The organism is Nostoc sp. (assembly GCF_036918245.1).
Lineage (GTDB): Bacteria > Cyanobacteriota > Cyanobacteriia > Cyanobacteriales > Nostocaceae > Nostoc.
Genome location: NZ_JBALEF010000101.1, coordinates 62,077 through 85,243 on the forward strand (window position 1 = coordinate 62,077; position 23,167 = coordinate 85,243).

The following is a 23,167-nucleotide window of genomic DNA, read 5'->3' on the forward strand; positions in this document are numbered from 1 at the left end:
GTAAATATAATTGGGCAAAAAAGTATAGAAGGTAAAGGTAAAAAATTCTTTTACCTTTACCTTCTGTACTTGAGCTTTTATGAAAATCTCACGAATTATGGAGTTTGAAGAAGACGCCACCTTTAAGCGATCGCGTGTCAGTTCCATAATTACTAACTGTGAGCGATCGCAGGTTGTTAAAAAATGGTTTACCCAAGACTTCCATTAATTTGAGAATCGGTACTTGACGCTCTAACAATTTCTGGCTCTTTGTCCAGTCAAGATATATATAGCCTTGGTTTGGTAGGGGAATTGCAGCGATACTATCTTTGAAATTAGGATTGTCAATTATGGAATTATTCTTGATTGTGAGAATTTCATCCATAGTCTCTAAGTCAGACGTGAAAATTTCGTAATTTCCTAAAGTTGTATGCAATCCCTGCACTTTTGTTTCAATGCTGAAAGATGCTCCTTCTTTAACATCACTTTTTTTTGTCGCTGTGGTTAACTCTGTCCAAGCGGAGATTTTTTGCTTGTCTATAGTCAGGGGATTAATACTGAGTCCGTTGGATGAGGCGATCGCATCTAATCGAGCAACGCCTTGTTCTACACCTTCGGATTTTTCCACCACAAAAATCCAATGTGGGGTTGTTTGCTCTTTTTCAGGTAACAATGCTATGGCATATTCTCCTTGTACCCAACTGAAAATATCCTTTGGTAAATTTATACCCCAGCGTTTTTGAACATCCGCCAAAGGTTTTGCTAACCGAGAAACCACATCTTCCCCAGAACCATATATAGTTGCTGTTGCTTGTCTCCAGAGCTTGGCTAAATCGCTGTCACCCAAATTACTCAAATTCGAGCCGGAAATTGCTAAACCTGCGGATGCTGGAACATACTGCAATGCTCCTACAGGTTTAGATAGCGGTGTAGATGGAGGGACAATTTCCGATGAAGTCAAAATGGTGGTTTCTGCCAGCAATCCTTTGGAGTTTAACACCAAGGATATAATTTGACTGTTATAAAGTTGTTCTGGTAACTCTAACCCTTGCCATTTTGCTACGATGGGAAGATTCAAGAAAGCTACAGCTAATCCCCCTTTGAGCCGTTCTTTGATAGCTTTTTGGTATTCGGGAGAGCTAGTCAAATTCAGATCGGGCGCTTGGACGTTATTGATAGCATCTCGTAGTACTTTCGGATCGTTGGCAAATAAGACGAAGCTTTCACCGACAACAGCACCAGCAAGCAAGTCTTGTTCTGGTTGAGAATTGTCAGAAATCAGTTTTACACCTTTATATTGTTCAACAGTTAAGTTTGCACCAGATAACGCTCTTTTAGAAAACAACAATTCGACAAACTCGCGGCTTTTCTGCGGTTGCTTGGTTGCTAATGCCAACAAATACCCTGGCTGTTGTCCGTTTTCTGGGTCGCGATCAATATCTAAGGTGGTGATAGCTAATGTAATTTCATTTCCTAACCAGGGTTGAATGTCTTGTTTGTAATCTATGCCACTCTTGGCGAATAAACTGGTTTTGAGTTTAGATAGTTCCTCTTCCCGCTCCAATGCCTGCAAACGGTCAGGATTGGTCAATAATGAAACCATTGCAGGAGAAAGTTTCGACACGAATATGGCAGCACTAGGCCCAGAGCTAGAAGCAATGAGGTTAGCCGGACTTTTAGCGAAAAACCAGTAAAAGCCTGCGATCGCAATTACTACCAGTGCGATCGCCCCAGCTACGATAAAACCAATAAATGAACGTTGCCTATTCACATTAAACCTATTAAAAAAGACGGTTTACAGCCATTTAAGCAGAAAGCCTAGCAGAATTAATCAACCCTCTTGAGAATGGATACTCATGCAAAGGCAGAGATTTTCTGTCACCATAAATAGGATTAGGACTGTTTATAGGGAATTCTTTTAGTCAACCCATGAACCAAATTAGTGTAGAAGAACTGGCGCAACGTCTTTCTTCTAGTGATGCAAGTATTCAGCTAGTAGATGTGCGTGAACCACAAGAATTGGCGATCGCTAGCATTGAAGGCTTTGTCAACCTACCTTTAAGTGAATTTGCCGAATGGGGAGATCAAGTACCTACCCTCTTCAATCCCGAAGCCGAAACCTTGGTGTTATGCCATCACGGCATCCGCTCTGCCCAAATGTGCCAGTGGTTGATTGCTCAAGGTTTTACAAATGTGCAAAATATTTCGGGTGGTATTGATGCCTATTCCCAACTAGTAGACCCTTCAATTCCCCAGTATTAGCTTCTGCTCGAATACATCATTCAGATGGGACTTAACTCTTCCATCTGACTTTTGCTATGCTAAAGGCAGAAGTACATTACTTTAAAGGCTTGCCGGAAAGCTTGTAATTTGGGCATCAAGTACATCTGCACGAAACTTTTCAACTGACCCAAATCACACTTCAGCACTAGCCATTGCAAACAAATACGTATCTAATAATACTGTTGCAAGCGCAAATTTGTGCAAAAGTACGGTTATAAAGAAGCATCATAAGGGTACATTATAATCAGCAGCTTTTGCAAAAAAAAGTTGAGCTACTATTTCAACCCTACTCTTAAAAAATGCTGTATGTATATAAACTTTAAAAATACTTATCAAAATATAGTTATATAATTTGCTATCTTAATGAATTATTAATATTCTCTGTTTTCGATTAAATCCACAAACTTTTTCAGAGTTTGATTAAAATTTGCCTTCAGCAAAACATACCATAATGGAAGTTCAGTTAACAAATCGACAACAGCATATACTTTGGGCAACGGTACGTCACTACATTGCTACGGCAGAGCCTGTTGGTTCAAAGGCTTTAGTTGAGGAGTACGACCTCGGTGTAAGCTCGGCGACAATTCGCAATGTGATGGGCGTTTTAGAAAAGTCTGGATTGCTCTACCAACCACATGCCTCTGCTGGACGTGTACCTTCAGATTCAGGCTATCGCATTTATGTTGACCAGCTAATTACACCTTCTCTGCGTTCGCGCAGCGTGTCGCAGACAGACGCTACGCGTAGCTTGCTTCCACGTTCGCGCAGCGTCCCGCAGGGAAGTGGTACAGAAACTTTAGGGCGAGAAGTAGAGGTAGCACTGCAAAAGCATCTCCATTGGGAAGATCGCAGTTTAGAAACCCTGCTTCAAGGAGCTGCACAGATTCTAGCAACCTTAAATGGTTGCATTAGCTTGATCACGATGCCGCAAACGACCACAGCGCTATTGCGACATCTGCAATTAGTGCAAATTGAAGCTGGGCGAATCATGCTGATTGTGGTGACTGATGGTTATGAGACACATTCCAAATTGATGGATTTGTCGCCAACAGCAGAAGAAACCCAACGGGATTCAGAGGTAATCGATCGCGAGTTGCAGATTGTTTCTAACTTTTTGAATAGTCACCTACGGGGGCGAAGTCTGTTGGAATTAGGCTACCTTAACTGGAGCGAACTAGATCAAGAGTTCCAACGCTACGGGGAATTCTTGAAAAACTCAGTTGCTGAATTGACTCGTCGCACTCTTGCACCGACTACAACCCAAATCATGGTTCGGGGTGTGTCAGAAGTTTTGCGCCAGCCAGAATTTTCCCAGTTACAGCAGGTACAAACGATTATCCACCTGTTGGAAGAAGAACAAGACCAACTGTGGCGATTAATATTTGAAGAACCAGAACCAGAGGACGGTGGTAAACCAAAGGTAACGGTTCGTATTGGCGCAGAAAATCCATTAGAACCGATACGTACCTGCACCTTAATTTCTTCTAACTATCGCCGAGGTTCGATACCTGTAGGAAGTGTGGGAGTTTTGGGGCCAACGCGCCTAGATTATGAAAGTGCGATCGCAGTAGTAGCATCCGCTGCTGATTATCTCTCAGAAGCTTTCAGTTATTTCAATCCTTAAATCGTATCAGGTGGTATTTAGGGATAAACTACTACGGGTGTAAGCGAATGGACAATATAATAGCAGGCAGATAGCCCAATTTATAGCGGCAAAATCAATAATTAATACTACCAAAATCTTTCATGGTTAGAAAAATTGCCTTTGGTCTACTGTGGCTGGGATTTGTTGTCTATGCTTTTTTCCTCGCGCCTCCCGATCAACCCGGTACATTCGAGTTAATTAAAAACCTTTCTATTGGCCAGTGGCAAGGCGTTAACCCGTTAGTTATAGCACTATTCAACCTCATGGGCATCTGGCCTCTTATTTATAGCGCAGTAGTTTTTATTGATGGTAGAGGACAAAAAATACCTGCTTGGCTGTTTTCTACTGCTTCTTTCGCAGTTGGTGCTTTTGCCTTGTTGCCGTACTTAGCTCTTAGAGAACCAAATAATCAGTTTTTCGGTAAAAAGAATATCTTGCTCAAGTTGCTAGATTCTCGTGTGACTGGTTTTGTGTTAACGGTAGGCACAGTTATTCTAGTTGCCTACGGTATAAGAGGAGGAGATTGGGGCAGCTTTGTGCAAGAGTGGCAAACTAACCGCTTCATCAATGTAATGAGCATAGATTTCTGTCTACTCTCCCTATTATTTCCCACATTGCTGGGGGATGATATGGTGCGTCGCGGTTGGAAAAATCCCCAGTTTTTCTGGTTAATAGCGTTGATACCGCTATTCGGCCCATTGGTTTATTTATCTGTGCGTCCATCTTTACAAGAAGTGGGTATAGAGTCCATATCCAAGCAGCCAGCAACGAATTGAAGAATAAAGTGCATTTTTCACAATCCAAAATCGTTCGACTGAGCGTAGCCGAAATCTAAAATCCAAAGTGATATCACCCAAAGTCCCCCCTTTTTTCAAAGGTTTGGGGATTTTCTGTGGGTGCGTAAATCCCAAGATAAAGTTTTTTCTGAAAGTACTTTACAAAACGCAATAAATTATTTAAGATGTGTAACAGGTAGTCAAACCTACCTAATTCATCTGCAAATAATCGCATTTATAAAACAATGACAACAACCTTACAACGTCGCGAAAGCGCCAACGTATGGGATCGATTCTGCGAATGGATCACCAGCACCAACAACCGGATCTACATCGGTTGGTTCGGCGTAGTAATGATTCCAACCTTGCTAGCGGCTACCGCTTGCTTCGTAATTGCCTTCATCGCTGCTCCTCCAGTAGACATTGATGGTATCCGCGAACCTGTTGCAGGTTCCTTAATCTACGGAAACAACATCATCTCTGGTGCAGTAGTACCTTCCTCCAACGCCATCGGTTTGCACTTCTACCCAATTTGGGAAGCAGCATCTCTTGATGAGTGGTTGTACAACGGCGGTCCTTACCAATTGGTAATCTTCCACTTCCTGATTGGCATATTCTGCTACATGGGTCGTGAATGGGAACTATCCTACCGCTTAGGTATGCGTCCTTGGATTGCTATTGCCTATTCTGCTCCAGTAGCAGCAGCAAGTGCAGTATTCTTGGTATACCCGATCGGACAAGGATCATTTAGCGATGGTATGCCCTTGGGAATAAGCGGAACATTCAACTTCATGATTGTGTTCCAAGCAGAACACAACATCTTGATGCACCCCTTCCACCAGTTAGGTGTAGCAGGTGTATTCGGCGGCAGCTTGTTCAGTGCAATGCACGGTTCTCTTGTAACTTCTTCCTTAGTTCGTGAAACCACCGAAACCGAATCCCTTAACTACGGTTACAAATTCGGTCAAGAAGAAGAAACCTACAACATCGTTGCAGCCCACGGCTACTTCGGTCGTCTAATCTTCCAATACGCTTCCTTCAACAACAGCCGTTCACTGCACTTCTTCTTAGCAGCATGGCCTGTAATCGGTATCTGGTTCACCGCCTTGGGTGTAAGCACAATGGCGTTCAACTTGAACGGTTTCAACTTCAACCAATCAATCATTGATTCTGAAGGTCGTGTGATTGCAACTTGGGCAGATGTAATCAACCGCGCTAACTTGGGTATGGAAGTAATGCACGAGCGCAACGCTCACAACTTCCCTCTAGATTTGGCTGCTGGTGATTTTGCTCCTGTGGCTCTAACCGCTCCTGCTATCAACGGTTAATTCTGAAGTTTAGCTAAATAAGAGAGCGCCCTCTGGTAACGGAGGGCGCTTTCTTATTTGTCTAGGTAAAGATAGGGTATACGTCAAACATTCCGAGTGCCAAAGCATAAAATTAACTTTTGCACAAACTCTAGGTAAAATACATAAGCCTCATCCTTTTTCTTTAAGATCATGGGCAACACTTTTGGTCATCTATTTCGTATAACTACTTTTGGTGAATCTCACGGCGGTGGTGTGGGGGTTGTGATTGATGGTTGTCCTCCACAACTTGAAATTTCGGCGGAAGAAATTCAAGTAGAATTAGATAGAAGGCGTCCGGGACAAAGTAAAATTACGACACCTCGCAAAGAAGCCGATACCTGCGAAATTTTATCAGGTGTCTTTGAAGGCAAAACACTAGGAACGCCTATAGGGATTTTAGTACGGAACAAAGACACTCGGTCGCAAGACTACGACGAAATGGCCGAGAAGTATCGCCCTTCTCATGCGGATGCAACTTATGATGCAAAATATGGCATTCGTAATTGGCAAGGCGGGGGTAGGTCGTCAGCGCGTGAGACAATTGGCAGAGTAGCAGCAGGTGCGATCGCTAAAAAAATTCTCCGTCAAGTTGCCAATATTGAAGTTATCGCTTACGTCAAGCGCATCAAGGACTTGGAAGGTGTAGTCGATCCAAATACTGTCACCTTAGAACAAGTGGAAAGCAACATCGTTCGCTGTCCTGATGCCGAATGTAGCGATCGCATGATTGAATTAATTGAGCAAGTTGGTAGACAAGGTGATTCTATCGGCGGTGTCGTAGAATGTGTAGCGCGTAATGTGCCGAAAGGTTTAGGCGAACCAGTATTTGATAAATTGGAAGCTGATATCGCTAAGGGTGTGATGTCTCTCCCTGCTAGCAAAGGCTTTGAAATTGGTTCCGGTTTTGGGGGGACGCTATTAACCGGAATTGAGCATAACGACGAATATTATATTGATGAAAATGGTGAAATTCGCACTGTAACTAACCGTTCTGGTGGTATTCAGGGGGGAATTTCCAACGGGGAAAATATCATTTTACGAGTTGCATTTAAGCCGACGGCGACAATTAGAAAAGAGCAAAAAACAGTAACTCGTGAAGGTGAAGAAACACTATTAGCTGCTAAAGGACGACACGATCCTTGTGTATTACCGCGTGCAGTTCCAATGGTGGAGGCGATGGTGGCGCTGGTATTGTGTGACCATTTATTACGACATCATGGACAGTGTAAGGTGTTGTAAGGATTACACTTTGACTTTCAGAAAATATTTATGCTTCAAGGGTGGGTTTCTGACTCGCCCTTTTTTACTGATATTGCTATAGTAGCGGATAACACATTTAACTGCGTGCGATCGCATCTACTATCAATATGAGTAAAGAGTCTCAAAATCGGTTAAAACACTTTGCTGCTTTAAAGTCCAAGTACCAAGCAACTCAATATCAAGATTTATCACCCGCTAGTCTGTTGTATTTCATATTGCGAAAAGTTGACTTAGGAATTGAACTCAGTCACTTAGAATTTAATTGGTTGAAAGAGTATGAGCTTATTGAGACTTTAAAAGCTATCAAGCAAGAACAAGAACATAGATTCCAAGAATTTGGAAATTTAGAATTTGAATTCTCCAAATTACAATCTAAGTACAAAGCTACAAAGCATGACGTTTCTTGGCAATCTAGTCATCTGTATTTCATACTTTTGAAACTTGAGTCAGAAAATTTAGTCACTGATTCAGATGTTAAATGGCTTAGAACAAACGGTTTAGATGAGACGAATAAAATTGCTCAAGAGGTAAATCGATTTACTAAACTTAAATCTAAGTACAAAGCTACTCAATATCAAGACTCATATCCTGAGAGTAAACTGTATCAAATACTGAAAAAGTTAGATGTTACAGAGTGTTTAAGTAATTCTGAATATAATTGGCTGCTCAATAACCAACTTTTGGAAACAGCAGAAATTTTTAAGCAGCAGGAGTCAGAAAAAGAAGCTCAATTTGTTCAATTACGAGATAAATACCAGGCAAATAAACACCTAGATTTATCATTATCAAGTCCACTATATCCAATACTGCAAAATATTGATGCGAAAAATAATTTGAGTGATTCTGAAATTAACTGGTTGGAACAGAAAGAACTTAGTGAAACAATTGCCATTGCTCAAGAGTTGGAACAAACACGAGAATTTGCCGCCTTGAGACTTAAGTATAAAGCAACTGAGTATCAGGATTCATCGCCCAAGAGTCACCTGTATAAAATTCTTAAAAGACTTGAGTTGTCGAATCAGTTAGGTGAACAGGACATTAACTTCCTCAAAAAACGCAAGCTGACTGAGATTATAAAAATTGCAAATGAAAAATATGCCTCTATCCTAAAATCTAAAATAGATTCAGGAGAACTACTTAATGAGCCAGAAATTGAGTGGTTAAAAAATAATAGATATGAAGATATCATTATTTTTGCTAAACAAAAGCACTTTGCAGCTTTGAAATCAAAATATGATGTTTTAGGCTATCAAGATAAATTACACACCAGTCTTTTATACACAATTTTGCAAAAGCTTGAGTTAAAAGAGCGACTTGAACCAACAGATGTTGCTTGGCTTCAAGAGACTAAAATTGAAGACTCTCAACCAATATATAGTTATTATAGGTGGCAAAAAGAGTCTCAGTATCAAGGGACTAAATTATTATATGGTAAAATTTTGATTGCTTATCACACAATTGAAGCAAATTTCTATGAGCAGGAGTTTCAACGCACTGAGAACAAATGGAACTTAGCAAATGCGAGCAGCCATTGGCGCAAAGCAGATGAAGCAGAACAGGCATTGCAACTGACAAATAATTTGGAATTAGACAAAATTAAAGAAAATAAACTCAAGTCAGCTTTGCTAACTAGCAGAGGTGGAGCTTTTCGAGATATTGGAAAATTAGATGAAGCAGAAAATTGCGCCCGTAAAGCTATTGAGTATCAACCAAAAAGCCATCACCCTTATACTTTGATGGGAGCCATTTGTTTTGAACGACATCAATATTCAGATGGTGAATATTGGTTTCAAGAAGCAATCAAACGTGGTGCTAATCCTAGAGATATGGATTCTGAAATCAAGCGAGTAGTGAAGAATGCTAAGGATGAAAGTAAGCGTCGGCAAGTGATAAACTATTTACTAAATAAAGATCCACAGCGATATGCTTGGGCGAAGTCTTATATTAAAAACTCAAATAATAAAATCTGAATCAGAGAAGCAAAAGAGAAATTAAGTAACTTTTAATGTAATGCAAGTGTTACTCTAACGTTAGACTACAAATGAATTTATCTGGTTACATTGCATGGATTTTATAACAATTTTAGGATTAGCTGCCGCCACAATAACCACAATCTCTTTTTTGCCACAGATGTTTAAAACTTGGCAAATAAAATCAGCAAAAGATGTTTCTTTGGTTACGCTGATTACATTCATAAGTGGTGTTTTTTTGTGGCTAATCTATGGAATTTATTTACAATCCTTGCCAATTATTCTTGCTAACGCCATAACATTGATTTTTAACTTAATTATTCTATGGCTTAAAATTAAATATAGATAAACTTGCCTCTAACAAACACCTGTGACATCATCTGTATTTGACTCTGAACGCCTTCTATTTACACCTACTACCCCAGACACCAACGCTATCCCCATAATCTTCGCCTTTCCCAATGAGTACAGCGTAGGTATCACTAGCCTTGGCTATCAGGTAGTGTGGGCAACTTTTGCAATGCGCGATGATGTGCAGGTAAGTCGCCTGTTTACCGATACTCACGAACAACTCCCTAGAACGCCGGAAATTGTGGGATTTTCTATTTCGTGGGAACTGGATTATGTGAATATTTTAAATTTGCTGGAATCTTTAGAAATTCCTATTCGAGGAACCTCTCGTGATGATTCTCATCCGATAATTTTTGGTGGTGGCCCCGTTCTCACTGCTAACCCCGAACCTTTTGCAGATTTTTTTGATGTAATTTTGCTGGGGGATGGTGAAACCCTGTTAGGAAATTTTATTGAGGCTTACAAAGAAGTAAGAAATGCCTCAAGACAAACTCAACTAAAAAGACTTGCACAAATACCAGGAATTTATGTACCCAGTTTGTATGAGGTGGAGTATCACACGAAAGATGGTGAAGTAAAGTCAATTAAACCAATTTCTCCCGAAATTCCCGCAGTGGTGCAAAAGCAAACTTACAGAGGAAATACCCTATCGGCTTCTAGTGTAGTCACCGAAAAAGCGGCATGGGAAAATATTTACATGGTAGAAGTGGTAAGAAGTTGTCCAGAAATGTGCCGCTTTTGTTTGGCGAGTTATCTCACACTGCCTTTTAGAACAGCCAGTCTGGAAGATTCATTAATTCCAGCGATCGCCAAAGGTTTAGAAGTCACAAATCGGCTAGGATTATTAGGGGCTTCAATAACTCAACATCCAGAATTTGAGGCTTTGCTAGATTATATTAGTCAGCCAAAGTACGATGATGTTCGTCTGAGTATTGCCTCAGTGAGAACTAATACTGTAACAGTCCAGTTAGCAGAAACTTTGACGAAACGAGACACGCGATCGCTTACTATTGCTGTAGAAAGTGGTTCCGAGAAAATCCGCCAAATCGTCAACAAAAAGCTGCATAACGATGAAATCATCCAAGCAGCGATAAATGCCAAAGCTGGCGGCTTAAAAAGCTTGAAACTCTACGGAATGGCAGGAATTCCTGGTGAAGAAGCAGAAGATTTAGAACAAACCGTGGCGATGATGCGTAATATCAAAAAAGCTGCACCAGGATTACGCTTAACATACGGATGCAGCACTTTTGTACCCAAAGCACACACACCGTTTCAATGGTTTGGGGTGAATCGCCAAGCCGAAAAGCGGTTGCAGTTTTTGCAAAAACAGCTAAAACCGCAGGGGATAGAATTTCGCCCAGAAAGCTATAATTGGTCGATTATACAGGCTTTGTTATCGAGAGGCGATCGCAGACTCTCCCAGCTTCTCGAACTTACTCGTGACTTTGGCGATTCCTTGGGTAGCTACAAACGTGCTTTCAAGCAACTCAAAGGGCAAATCCCCGACTTAGATTTCTACGTCCACGCCGAATGGTCAACAGAACAAGTATTACCCTGGAGCCACTTGCAAGGGCCTCTGCCACAGTCTACACTACTAAAGCATTTGGCTGATGCTCAGAGTTATATCAATCCATCCCCAAAAGAATTACAGCCATTGAATTCATAGCTGAAAACTTGATGCAAAACACAGCTGAGTATTACTGCGCTTATTGCGGCGAACCGAACTTAACTTTTATTGATTTGAGTGCTGGAGGACAGCAATCTTACGTTGAAGATTGTCAAGTTTGTTGTAACCCAAATATTTTGTATGTGCGGGTTGATGAAGATACCTTAGATATCGAAATTGATACCGAATCTGAAAGCTGAATTTTAGGTTTTTCTTTCCATGCTGCACTTTAAACATTCCTCAGTAATTAATGCCTTACCAGAAGTAGTTTGGAAATTTCACGAAAGTCCAGATATTTTGCAACTGTTGAATCCACCTTGGCAGCCAGTCCAAGTGGTTCGTCGTGAAGGAGGGCTGAACGTGGGCGCTATCACCGAATTTCGTTTGTTTCTCGGCCCATTACCCTTAACTTGGTTAGCCCGTCATACTGAATGTGAAAAATATTGCTTGTTTACCGACGAACAGATATCTGGCCCCTTTGAATCTTGGGTACATCGACATGAATTTGAACCGGAAAATGGCAAAACCAGATTAACTGACGCTATTTCCTTCTCTATGCCTGGTGGAGGAGGAGTTGAATTTGTCAGTGGTTGGCTAGTGCAAGCGCAATTAGAAGCAATGTTTCGCTACCGCCACTATGTGACTAAACGAGAATGCGAGTAATTATGAGCATTCTCTTGTAGTAAGTGGCTCCAGATTTTTAGCTTACTAGGAGCCATATTTATTATTTTATCTTTATTAGTTAGGATAAGAAAAACCAATAAAATTTCTAATTTACATTAGATTTTTTTGACAATATAAATACTATTTCGCTAATTTCAAAGTGTTTGCTGAAAAGCTTGAAAATCTCATCCTTAGAGTTGAGGTTAAATCCTCAATCTGAACTTTGGAGCGATCGCTTTCTAGCCTACATTAGTTTGGGATCTGAACAGCTACAGCATCATACACGAATTACTCCACTTCATTCCCTACTCTTGCCGCTAGTTATGTTACCGCCTTTTTCCCAGACTTTGGCTGTTTAAAAAGCCCCATATTAAAAACACTAGTTTTTATAATTACTAAAGCTATCAGTACTATAACCTATATAATCCAACCACTATACCAAAAACAGTTGTTGGTATTGCGGTTGGATGTGTAATAATAGTTAAAGTATCTTAATATTTCTAAACATCTTAAAGTGTTGGCACTATCCGATGCAAAGCACTTACCACTAATAGAGTTTTCTGGCTGGTGGTTAGTGCTTTTCGTGGTGACTATATTTTAGAAATTTTCACCTGAATACTAGGCGGAGTAAAAGCGTGATTCAATTAGAACAACCACCCAGTCATCAAACAAAACTGACTCCAGTAGTGAAAAGTAAATCTCAGTTTAAAGGACTTTTCATTGCTATTGTCATTGTTAGTGCATGGGTTATTAGCTTGAGTTTATTACTTCCCCTTGACATCTCCAAGTTAAAACTTTGGATGCTATTGCCTAGCATAGCTTGGCAAACATTTTTATATACGGGATTATTTATTACATCTCATGATGCTATGCATGGGGTAGTGTTTCCCCAAGACAGCAAAATTAATCATTTTATTGGGACATTAACCCTATCTCTTTATGGTCTTTTACCATATAAAAATTTATTGAAAAAGCATTGGTTACACCACCACAATCCGTCAACTCAAATAGACCCAGACTTTCATAATGGTAAACACAAAAATTTATTTGCTTGGTATTTCCATTTTATGAAAGGTTACTGGAGTTGGGGACAAATAATTGCCCTAACCATTATTTATAACTTTGCTAAATATATACTCCATATACCCAGTGATAATCTAAATTACTTTTGGGTATTTCCTTCGCTTTTAAGTTCATTGCAATTATTTTATTTTGGTACTTTCCTCCCACATAGTGAACCAATTGGGGGCTATGTTCAGCCTCATTGTGCCCAAACGATTAGCCGTCCAATTTTGTGGTCATTTATCACGTGCTATCATTTCGGCTATCACGAAGAACACCACGAGTATCCTCATGTTCCTTGGTGGCAGTTACCAGAAATTTACCAATCAAAATAGTTCTTGTTTATCTAATAAATAAGTGGGCGTGAATAATTAAAGGTTTGTAGTCAGCGTCTCCAGACCTTAAAATAAATCTGGGGCTGCTTACTAAGAGCAAATTTATTCTGCTTATGCCAATTAATAATTCTCGTCTTGTCACTTATAGCCCTGCTTATACAATCATTCCCACTTACGAGTGCTTTAATCGGTGTAGTTACTGCAACTTTCGCAGCGAACCAGGTAAAAGTCCCTGGATGAGTCTTTCAGATGCAGACAGTATTTTAAAACCACTTCAAAGCGAAAAAGTCTGTGAAATTCTCATACTTAGCGGTGAAGTACATCCTCATTCGCCAAAGCGTCAGGCGTGGTTTAGGCGAATTTATGATTTGTGTGAATTAGCGCTTTCAATGGGGTTTTTACCTCATACAAATGCGGGGCCACTGAGTTTTGAAGAAATGCAAAAGCTCAAGTGTGTGAATGTTTCGATGGGGCTGATGTTGGAACAGTTAACGCCAACATTGTTAAATAGTGTACATCGGCACGCACCGAGTAAATTACCTGAAGTCCGTTTACAACAATTGCAATGGGCGGGAGAGTTGCAGATTCCCTTTACAACTGGGTTACTGTTGGGAATTGGAGAAACTGTAGATGATTGGTGGGAAACATTAACAGCTATATCTAAATTGCATCAACGTGATCACCACATTCAAGAAGTTATCCTGCAACCTCATAGTCCAGGACATCAGCAAACCTTTGATGCACCACCTTTTGACCCCCATCAGTTACCAGAAGTCATTTTCAGGGCGCGTCAGATTTTACCGCCAGATATTACGATTCAAATTCCGCCGAATTTAGTTAAAGATGACCGATGGTTACTTGCTTGTATTGAAGCTGGTGCGCGAGATTTGGGCGGAATTGGGCCAAAAGATGAGGTGAATCCCGATTATCCTCATGTTCAGGAACAGGCATTAAGAGAAATTTTACAGCCTGCGGGGTGGGAATTGGTGCCCCGTTTGCCAGTTTATCCGCAATTTGATAGCTGGTTGTCGAAAGAATTACAAACAGTGGTGAAACGCTGGCGAAAGACTCTAACCCCAGTTTCTCTTTTCTAAGAACAGGGAAGTAGAGATTTTCCCATCTAGAACACCAATTCAGTAATCCTGAAAGAACCTCTCCCCCAACCCCTCTCGGAAGCCGAGAGGGGAGTTTAGCTCCCCCTTCCCTAGTAGTGAAGGGGGCTGGGGGGTTAGGTTTTTGATAACTGAATCAATGCTCTATTAGTTGACGAGTCTTTGAACTGGATTCATCCACCTCTGAACTCCATTAACGAGTATTTGAACTGGATTCATCCACCTTTGAACTGCGTTAACGAGTCTTTGAACTGAATTCATCCACCTTTGAACTGCGTTAACGAGTCTTTGAACTGGATTCATCCACCTTTGAACTGCGTTAACGAGTCTTTGAACTGGATTAATCCACCTCTGAACTCCGTTAATGAGTCTTTGAACTGGATTCATCCACCTTTGAACTCCGTTGACGAGTCTTTTAGGTGGATGAACGCACCTCAATTCTCTATAATCTCGATTATTATGAGCATCATTGCTATATTTTTTACCTATGCCTAATAGTACTGACTTACTCGAAAACCTCTACAACGCCTTTAACCCGTTTGAACCCTTACCCGCAGGTGATCCAAAATATGTAGATTGTCAGGATGTGCGGGGAGATGCGGATATTCTGCAAGAGTTGGGAAATCGGATGCAACGATCAAATACAAATACTTGCCAATTGTATTCTGGTCATAAGGGTGCGGGGAAGTCTACAGAATTACTCAGGTTAAAGAAGTATTTAGAAAATCGGCAGTTTTGTGTTGTCTATTTTGCGGCTGATGAAGAGGATATCGATTCTGAAGATGCCCAATATACAGATATACTCCTCGCCTGTACCCGCCGTTTGCTTAAAGATTTAAAAGAAATTGCCAGTCCTCGTCCGATACTCGACTGGTTGGAAAGCCGTTGGGAAGATTTAAAAGATTTGGCACTGACTCCTATAGAGTTTAAGGGTATGGCAGTAGAAGTCCAACTTGCTCAATTCGCCAAGTTGACCGCAAATTTAAGAGCTGTTCCTGAATTACGCCAGAAGATTCGCCAAAAAATCGATCCTCACACCGTCACTTTAATTCAGGTGTTAAATGAGTTTCTGGTCGATGCAAAACAGCACTTACCTCATGGCTACAATAAACTGGCGGTAATTGTCGATAACTTAGACCGAATGGTGTTAGTTAAAGATGGCGATCGCACCAACTATGAGGAAGTCTTTTTAGACCGCAGCGAACAACTCCAAGCTTTGGATTGCCATTTGATTTACACGGTCAATTTAGCAATTTAACCAGTGTACCGCATATTTTAAATCACTTAAACCAACAGCGAGAACGCTTTAGAGATGATTTTTGCATTAGCTTTGTTTTTCTTTTACGTTCATTTTCAATCAACTATTTTATTCATCGCGCCCCAGATTTTTTTGATTGGCGTTCTGGGGTATTTGAATTACCGACAACGCCAGAAGTGGTAGAGCAAGAATCAAATCGTCTGCTGTTCGAAGGAAACTATGAAGAATATTTTAAACTTAGTCCAGAACAAAAAATTGAGAAAGTCTTGGGAATTCAAGACTTGCTGACAGAAAAACATCAGACAGATAATCGTAAGGTCAGTTTATTACTTGAACTAGGAAACTTATTAATTAGCGCTAAGGAATATGAAACAGCGATCACATCCTACGACCAGGCACTGAAATTGAAACCTGATTACTACCAAGCTTGGAACAATCGGGGCAATGTGCTACGCAAATTAGGACGCAATGAAGAAGCGATCACATCCTACGACCAAGCACTGAAAATTAAACAAAATAGCCATCAAGCTTGGGGCAACAGGGGGATTACACTATGCAGTTTAGGACGCAATGAAGAAGCGATCGCATCCTTCGATAAAGTACTGGAAATTAAACCAGATAGCCAGCAAGCTTGGAACAATCGGGGCAATGCGCTAGGCAAATTAGGACGCAATGAACAAGCGATCACATCCTACGACCAAGCACTGAAATTGAAACCTGATTTACACGAAGCTTGGTATTATCAGGGCATTAGGCTATTTAATTTAGGGCGCAATGAAGAAGCGATCGCATCCTACGACCAAGCACTGAAATCTCAACCTGATTTACACGAAGCTTGGAACAATCGGGGCAATGCGCTAGGCAAATTAGGACGCTATGAAGAAGCGATCGCATCCTACGACCAAGCACTGAAATCTCAACCTGATTATCACCAAGCTTGGAACAGTCGGGGCATTGCGCTAAGAAATTTAGGACGCTATGAAGAAGCGATTGCATCCTTCGATAAGGCATTAAAAATTAAACCAGACTACCACTATGCCTGGGAGAATCGAGGTTACGCTTTATATAGTTTAGTTCGTTATGCTGAAGCGATCGCCAGTTTTGACAAAGTACTAGAAATACAACCCGAGCACTACCAATCATTGAACAACAGAGGCTATTTATTGCTTAAAGAATACTCTTGCGAAGGAAGAGTTTATATTTATGAAAAAGCGCTAGATATTGGATTATTACTTGATAAATATAATAATAAAAAAGTATCTAAAATATATAATTTAGGACTAGACGAAGAAGCTATTATAAATTTTGATAAAGCTATTACAATTAAACCAAATTTTGAATTAGCCTGGACAAACAGAAGTTTTGCACTTTATTACTTAGTCCGATATGAAGAGGCTATAAAAAGTTGCAAAAAAGCCCTTGAATTTAAATATGAGGACTACGTTGTCTGGTCTAATAAAGGCTTTGCACTAATGAAGTTAGAGCGCTATGAAGAAGTTATTGCCAGCTTTGATAGAGTTATAGAAATTAACCCTGATAATCATACTGCTTGGTACAACAAGGCTTGCTGTTATGCTTCACAGAAAAATGTCGAATTAGCACTTGAAAATCTACAGCAGGCTATCAACATAAATCCTGACGAATATCGTGAGATGGCAAAAAGTGACTCAGATTTTGATAGCATTCGGGAAGATGAGCGCTTTCAAGTTTTAATTCAACAAAATAGCGATCGCCTTTACACTTCCACTTAAAATACTAACTTAGATTAAAAGCGATACTAATACATTACTAAATATAAAATTAACCCATCTTCATGAACACAAATCAAATGTCAGAAAACGCCCAAGAGCAAAAACAGCTATCTCTCAAAGAAATTACTAGCCTATCTTTGGCAGAACGTCACAAAATACTAAAACCTTTTATCACCGCCACAGCCGAAGATTTTTTGAATGACCCTGAATTAACAGAATTCTCGGTTTTAGATGGTGAAGATTGGGAAACTGAGAATGATAACATAATTTATGTGGAAGAACCCGAAAGCACTCGCAGTCATGACGCTTTTTTGAATGGCTACGCACCAGAAGACGAAGGACTTTATGACGACTGAAAATTCAATGCGATCATCCTGATAAAAATCATGTCACAACTTAAAATTGACTATCCAGAAACTTTACCAGATGCCTTACAGCAAACACGAGAACAATTTGAACAAGAAGCAAAAATGGCGATGGCAGTTAAATTATTTGAAATGAAACGCATTTCTTCTGGTTTAGCTGCACAGTTAGCAGGTATAGATAGGGTAAGTTTTTTACTTAATTTACACCGTTATGGTGTAGCGATGATTGATTTAATAGAAGAAGAACTTATATCTGATTTAGCGAATGCTTGAAACTAATATATTTGAATCTTACTCCCCAACGCTAGTAGGGAAGGGGTTGGGGGTTAGGTCTCTATTGAACTCAACTCAGAACCGCCATAGGCTCAAATCAATAACCCCGTGAACTAATTCATAACGCATCCCTCAAAGGAGAGAGATAGGAGCCGAAACCCTGTTGTAAAATAGACATATAAGGATTGGGGGGGCCATTTAACTGGTCATAAACGCCTATAGAGACTATTTTTGGAAATCTCCAAGGTCTGAAGTCCAGCCAGCTGAAGCAACTACAGCGGCTGTATCACCAGCGCATACCAGGCGATCGCATCACCACGTCCGAGTTTTCCCAGCGTCTGGCAGCAATTAGCACAGAAGTCAATCAGCCTGTGTGCGCCTACATCAACCGTCGCGGACAAGTGATTCGCGTCGGGGTAGGCACACCGCGTCAAACACAAATACCACCGATGGAATTGCCCCGTTACGGTGCAGAACGACTCAGTGGTATTCGTTGCATCGCCACCCATCTCAAGCCAGAACCGCCCAACGAAGCGGCGCTCACGGCGATGGCACTACAACGCTTAGATACCCTAGTTGTCCTAAACATTACCGGAACCGGATTTACACGGCGGGGAGGCGGTGCAACTGGGTATGTCAAAGAAGCTTATCTAGCTCATCTGACACCCCAAGAGTCTCGCACCCTGATTACTAGTCCTGCTGCTCTCAAGGTAGGGGAAAGCCAAATCCAATCCCCAAGTTGGAATATATCGCCACCTCTGGACTTGGACGATCTGGCAGACCAGGATTTAGTAGACTTGGTAGAAAATCTGGAAGCGGAATTCCAGCGGGAATTTATCGCCCAGGAAGTAGATGCTGACCACGATCGCGTGCTAATTGTGGGGCTGATGACCAGTGAGATGACTCCCCTACAATTCCAGGACAACCTATTGGAATTGGCCCGTTTAGTTGATACTGCTGGCGGAGATGTATTACAGACAATACAACAAAAGCGATCGCGCGTTCATCCCCAAACCGTAGTTGGCGAAGGTAAGGTGCAAGAAATTGCCCTAACTGCCCAAACACTAGGAGTCAACCTCGTTGTCTTCGACCGCGACCTCTCACCCTCTCAAGTCCGCAACTTAGAAATGCAAATTGGTATCCGGGTGGTTGACCGTACCGAAGTAATTTTGGATATCTTTGCCCAACGCGCCCAGTCCCGTGCCGGTAAATTGCAAGTAGAACTAGCACAGCTAGAATACATGCAACCGCGACTGGCTGGTAGAGGTCGCACCATGTCCCGATTGGGTGGTGGTATTGGGACTCGTGGCCCTGGTGAAACCAAACTTGAAACTGAACGACGTGCCATTGGGCAGCGGATTTCCCGACTGCAAAAAGAAGTAACCCAGTTGCAAGCCCATCGTTCGCGGTTACGGCAACGAAGACAGCATCGAGAAGTTCCTTCAGTGGCTTTAGTTGGATATACCAACGCTGGCAAGTCCACTTTGCTGAATGCTCTCACTAATGCAGAAGTTTATACAGCCGACCAGTTATTTGCTACTCTCGATCCTACCACCCGCCGCCTGGCGATTCCTTATGGCGAAACAAATGAACATCAGGAAATTCTGATTACAGACACAGTAGGATTTATACACGAACTGCCTGCATCGTTAATGGATGCCTTCCGCGCCACTTTGGAGGAAGTCACAGAAGCCGATGCCCTACTACACTTGGTGGATTTGTCTCATCCTGCTTGGTTGCGTCATATTCGCTCAGTCAGAGAAATTTTGGCACAAATGCCAATAACTCCTGGCCCCGCGCTAGTTGTTTTTAACAAGATTGATCAAGCCAATAGTGAGACACTAGCTTTAGCTAGAGAAGAATTTCCCCTAGCGGTATTTATTTCAGCCAGTCAGCGCTTAGGATTAGAAACCCTACGTCAGCGCCTTGCCAAGCTGATTGAATACGCCGTTGATTCTCAGTAAATACTGAAATAAATTTTTAACTTCTAGTTGAAAATGCCGTAGTTTATAGTAACTATGGCATTTTCTATTGAAAATAATAGATATTTCTACTTTACTAAAGCTTTATCGGGTTATGTGGAATTTGCTGAATGACAATTTTATAAAAGACGTGCTAGAACAATTGATTAATGGTATTTTTCTGTTTATAGCTGATACAGCAATTGAATTTATTCACAAAATAAATTCTAATGACGTATAAAGACTTAAACATTTAACTTGTTATTAATTAATTTTATACAGCAGAAGAATACAGAATTTAGGAGTAAAACACGCTTTATATCTGGGTAACAGACTTAAGCTTGTGTACCTCACAAATTGAAATTTGCTGTAAGTACTGTATTAAGCTTTCAGAATGACTTTTATAGTTATCTCATTTATCAACATTATAGAAATAAAGGTATATGCAATTAGCTTCACAGCAATTTGAGTCGAAAGATGTCAAAGTACAGCTTCTTTTAACTGGAGGACATCAATACACCGTTTATTTAAAATCAGATGCACCTGTACTGAATAGTCTTTTAACAACAATTGTAGCTCGTGCCTACAAACAAGAATCAGAGTTACAGAATTTATTCCAAATTCCCATCAATGAAGGCCGCTCGGTTTTGTCTTTTCCTAGCGAACATCTTATAGGTGTGGTTACAGAACCCCCAATCTTTGTACAGCAATCAGAGGAAATACAACTTCAAAATGATTATATTTTAGCTTCTGATTATATACAAATAAATAATTTTCTTAAACCAGAAGAACACAAACGCTTACTCAAATATGTCCTGGCAAAAGAGTCGGACTTCTTGCCAAGCAATACTTCTACAAAGGATATTAACTATCGCCAATCAATGGTTATCTACTCATTTCCTGAATTTTCTGAACTGATCTTAAAGAGAATTCAAGCAATGATTCCTGATATCATCAGCAAATTAAACTTACCATTATTTTCTGTATCACAAATTGAAAGCCAACTAACTGCACATAATCATGGTAATTATTACAAAATCCATAATGACAATGGCAGCCCAGAAACTGCTACAAGAGAAATTACATACGTTTATTACTTTAATCGAGAGCCAAAGCAGTTTTCTGGCGGTGAATTACTAATTTATGACAGCAAAATTGAAAATAACTTTTATGTCAATGCAGAGTCTTTTAAGACTATTGAACCGCGCAACAATAGTATTGTATTTTTCATCAGCCGATATATGCACGAAGTGAAGCCTGTGATTTGTCCGTCTAAAGCTTTTGCTGATAGCCGTTTTACAATCAACGGCTGGATACGTCGATAAGCGAATTTAAGCAGTTAGACAATACCTTCGGCAATTACCAGAGGGTTGAGTTAGGTAAATACACCTGACTCAACCCTCTGGTAAAATCTATGGTTGCTTAAATTAGTTCTACTTTTTGTGGAAAGCATTTTTATTGTCTCGTCCACACATAATCTTTAAAAGCTCTTATGCAATAGGCATTGAAGAGGCTTAGTTTGCAGTGCAAAATTTTTTCAATTTATAAAGCCAATATTAAACGGTATTTATTCTTATAGTATTTGTTGCACATGCAGTATATGGCAAAAAACAAATTTAATATTTTTAGTGATAAACAAACTTGTTCATCTAAGTGTTAATACTATCTATTCAATAATTATTTATAGAAATAAACCCATTAATAAAGATATCAATAAAGCTGTGAAAAACAGCAGACACTTAAAAAATATAAGGAGACAATTGAAGTTGAAGTTAACAAAAATTTCTGCATAGAACGACTATTATTTAGTACATCACATCATGGCAAGAGTATTTTCTATTCGGCTAGGATCTTCTTTGATAGCGGCTGCGGGTATAGCTGTATCTACCTCTTCGTTCAACCCTGCTAATGCCGCCTCTATGAGTTTCACTGCCACTAACTTTACAGGCGATCCGCTGCAAGTTAAATACACTTTAGATGACACAGTAGCGGGTGCTGGAAAGGTTCAGTTTAAAGTGGAATTTTTGACTGACTCAACCTACAAAAATATCGGCGATATACGCGGAGTCTTCTTCAACATTAAAGATAACTCGCTTCTATCTGGCCTCAAAGTCACAGGTTTGGGCGTACCCATAACGGAGACTGCATATAACACCGCCGGACAGCTTCAAAGTGTCGGTCAAGCTAATCTGAACGGTGATGGAAATACCCACAAATTTGAATACGGTGTAGAAATTGGTGAGCAAGGTTTAAAGGGCGGGAAAGATGACTTTCAAACAGCAACCTTTGTCCTGTCTCACAGTACAGCAGCCTTAAATCTTGATCAGTTCTTCAATCAAGACTTTGGCTTGCGTGTAATGAGTGTAGGACTTCCAGGTTCTAGCCGTTCGGGAAGTAGCAAACTTGCAGGCATATCACCAACACCAGCGCCAGCTCCCGCACCAGCGCCAGCTCCCGCACCAGCGCCAGCTCCCGCACCAGCGCCAGCTCCCGCACCAGCGCCCGCACCAGCGCCAGCGCCAGCTCCCGCACCAGCGCCAGCTCCAACGCCAGCACCTGCTCCAGCACCTGCTCCAGCACCTGCTCCAGCGCCTGCTCCCGCACCTGCTCCAGCTCCCGCACCTGCTCCAGCACCAGCGCCTGCTCCAGCACCAGCACCTGCTCCAGCGCCTGCTCCAGCGCCTGCTCCAGCACCTGCTCCAGCGCCTGCTCCAGCACCTGCTCCAGCACCTGCTCCAGCACCTGCTCCAGCACCTGCTCCAGCGCCTGCACCTGCACCTGCACCGTCAGTACCGCCTTACTATCAACCTCCTGCACCTGCACCTCAACCGAGAAAAGTACCTGAACCCAGTACAACCGCAGCATTAGGATTATTTGCCTTGGGTATTTTCGGACTCAAGAAGAAAAACAAAAAAAATATTTCTCAAAATTAAACCACACTGCTGAGTTTTAGTAAGAGGGAGCTTAAATATGGGTTTAGAAATGCTTATGCTCTTCTAAACCCATTTTTGTTAGGGTAAGAAACGCTAAACTAGAACTCACCCCAATAATTCCTGCTTTTTAACTGGCGCTTAGTAGCGAAAAAATTTGAGCGACAGAAACAATCTA

At 41.0% G+C, this 23,167-nt stretch carries 20 protein-coding genes and 2 pseudogenes; 19 read left to right on the forward strand and 3 right to left on the reverse strand.

Annotation, left to right across the window (positions count from 1 at the left end; all coding sequences use genetic code 11):
- Positions 1-88: 88 nt before the first annotated feature.
- The gene (locus V7L12_RS29160) at positions 89-1,750 is read right to left on the reverse strand and encodes a DUF3352 domain-containing protein (protein WP_335089702.1); all 1,662 of its coding nucleotides are present in this window, start codon (positions 1,748-1,750) and stop codon (positions 89-91) included.
- Positions 1,751-1,908: 158 nt separating this feature from the next.
- On the opposite strand from V7L12_RS29160, the gene V7L12_RS29165 reads away from it, so the two are divergent.
- The 18 genes and pseudogenes from V7L12_RS29165 (at position 1,909) to V7L12_RS29250 (ending at position 21,384) form a co-directional block, all read left to right on the forward strand.
- A complete protein-coding gene (locus V7L12_RS29165) occupies positions 1,909-2,241 on the forward strand; it encodes a rhodanese-like domain-containing protein (RefSeq protein WP_335089704.1) in 333 nt (110 codons plus the stop codon).
- Between the two features lie 472 nt (positions 2,242-2,713).
- Positions 2,714-3,886 carry an HrcA family transcriptional regulator gene (locus V7L12_RS29170; RefSeq protein ID WP_335089706.1) on the forward strand — a complete coding sequence of 391 codons (1,173 nt, stop codon included), beginning with the start codon at positions 2,714-2,716 and terminating at the stop codon, positions 3,884-3,886.
- A gap of 122 nt (positions 3,887-4,008) precedes the next feature.
- Complete coding sequence (locus V7L12_RS29175; RefSeq protein WP_335089708.1) at positions 4,009-4,683, forward strand: DUF2834 domain-containing protein; 675 nt, start codon at positions 4,009-4,011, stop codon at positions 4,681-4,683.
- A gap of 245 nt (positions 4,684-4,928) precedes the next feature.
- Positions 4,929-6,011, forward strand: a complete 1,083-nt coding sequence (psbA, locus tag V7L12_RS29180; RefSeq protein WP_104905973.1) for a photosystem II q(b) protein — start codon at positions 4,929-4,931, stop codon at positions 6,009-6,011.
- A gap of 171 nt (positions 6,012-6,182) precedes the next feature.
- A complete protein-coding gene (gene aroC, locus V7L12_RS29185) occupies positions 6,183-7,271 on the forward strand; it encodes a chorismate synthase (RefSeq protein WP_335089710.1) in 1,089 nt (362 codons plus the stop codon).
- A gap of 128 nt (positions 7,272-7,399) precedes the next feature.
- On the forward strand, positions 7,400-9,262 hold the full coding sequence (locus tag V7L12_RS29190) for a hypothetical protein (protein WP_335089712.1): 1,863 nt from the start codon (positions 7,400-7,402) through the stop codon (positions 9,260-9,262).
- 94 nt (positions 9,263-9,356) lie between these two features.
- A complete protein-coding gene (locus tag V7L12_RS29195) occupies positions 9,357-9,611 on the forward strand; it encodes a SemiSWEET transporter (RefSeq protein WP_335089714.1) in 255 nt (84 codons plus the stop codon).
- Between the two features lie 21 nt (positions 9,612-9,632).
- The gene (locus tag V7L12_RS29200) at positions 9,633-11,279 is read left to right on the forward strand and encodes a B12-binding domain-containing radical SAM protein (protein WP_335089716.1); all 1,647 of its coding nucleotides are present in this window, start codon (positions 9,633-9,635) and stop codon (positions 11,277-11,279) included.
- An 11-nt stretch (positions 11,280-11,290) separates the two neighbouring features.
- Positions 11,291-11,479: a CPXCG motif-containing cysteine-rich protein gene (locus tag V7L12_RS29205; protein WP_012411100.1), complete on the forward strand. Its 189-nt coding sequence runs from the start codon at positions 11,291-11,293 to the stop codon at positions 11,477-11,479.
- Between the two features lie 19 nt (positions 11,480-11,498).
- The gene (locus tag V7L12_RS29210) at positions 11,499-11,942 is read left to right on the forward strand and encodes an SRPBCC family protein (RefSeq protein ID WP_335089718.1); all 444 of its coding nucleotides are present in this window, start codon (positions 11,499-11,501) and stop codon (positions 11,940-11,942) included.
- Positions 11,943-12,577: 635 nt separating this feature from the next.
- Complete coding sequence (crtW, locus tag V7L12_RS29215; RefSeq protein ID WP_335089720.1) at positions 12,578-13,339, forward strand: beta-carotene ketolase CrtW; 762 nt, start codon at positions 12,578-12,580, stop codon at positions 13,337-13,339.
- 113 nt (positions 13,340-13,452) lie between these two features.
- Positions 13,453-14,433, forward strand: coding sequence for a 7,8-didemethyl-8-hydroxy-5-deazariboflavin synthase subunit CofG (gene cofG, locus V7L12_RS29220; RefSeq protein ID WP_335089722.1), 981 nt, complete (start codon positions 13,453-13,455; stop codon positions 14,431-14,433).
- Positions 14,434-14,938: 505 nt separating this feature from the next.
- Positions 14,939-15,706: pseudogene (locus tag V7L12_RS29225) on the forward strand (ATP-binding protein); the annotation flags it as partial.
- Positions 15,707-15,885: 179 nt separating this feature from the next.
- Positions 15,886-17,460, forward strand: a complete 1,575-nt coding sequence (locus V7L12_RS29230) for a tetratricopeptide repeat protein (protein WP_335089905.1) — start codon at positions 15,886-15,888, stop codon at positions 17,458-17,460.
- A 77-nt stretch (positions 17,461-17,537) separates the two neighbouring features.
- Complete coding sequence (locus tag V7L12_RS29235) at positions 17,538-17,816, forward strand: hypothetical protein (RefSeq protein ID WP_335089724.1); 279 nt, start codon at positions 17,538-17,540, stop codon at positions 17,814-17,816.
- 27 nt (positions 17,817-17,843) lie between these two features.
- Positions 17,844-18,098 (forward strand): UPF0175 family protein, encoded by a 255-nt coding sequence (locus V7L12_RS29240; RefSeq protein WP_335089907.1) that lies wholly within the window; start codon positions 17,844-17,846, stop codon positions 18,096-18,098.
- Between the two features lie 218 nt (positions 18,099-18,316).
- Positions 18,317-20,062 (forward strand): GTPase HflX, encoded by a 1,746-nt coding sequence (gene hflX / locus V7L12_RS29245; protein WP_335089909.1) that lies wholly within the window; start codon positions 18,317-18,319, stop codon positions 20,060-20,062.
- Between the two features lie 440 nt (positions 20,063-20,502).
- On the forward strand, positions 20,503-21,384 hold the full coding sequence (locus tag V7L12_RS29250; protein WP_334817212.1) for a 2OG-Fe(II) oxygenase: 882 nt from the start codon (positions 20,503-20,505) through the stop codon (positions 21,382-21,384).
- Between the two features lie 488 nt (positions 21,385-21,872).
- Here V7L12_RS29250 and V7L12_RS29255 read toward each other — a convergent pair whose 3' ends face one another.
- Both V7L12_RS29255 and V7L12_RS29260 read right to left on the reverse strand, forming a co-directional pair.
- Positions 21,873-22,043, reverse strand: a complete 171-nt coding sequence (locus V7L12_RS29255; RefSeq protein ID WP_334817275.1) for a hypothetical protein — start codon at positions 22,041-22,043, stop codon at positions 21,873-21,875.
- Between the two features lie 395 nt (positions 22,044-22,438).
- Positions 22,439-22,924, reverse strand: coding sequence for a hypothetical protein (locus tag V7L12_RS29260; protein ID WP_335089914.1), 486 nt, complete (start codon positions 22,922-22,924; stop codon positions 22,439-22,441).
- Positions 22,925-22,926: 2 nt separating this feature from the next.
- On the opposite strand from V7L12_RS29260, the pseudogene V7L12_RS29265 reads away from it, so the two are divergent.
- Positions 22,927-22,992: pseudogene (locus V7L12_RS29265) on the forward strand (hypothetical protein); the annotation flags it as partial.
- Positions 22,993-23,167 lie beyond the last annotated feature (175 nt).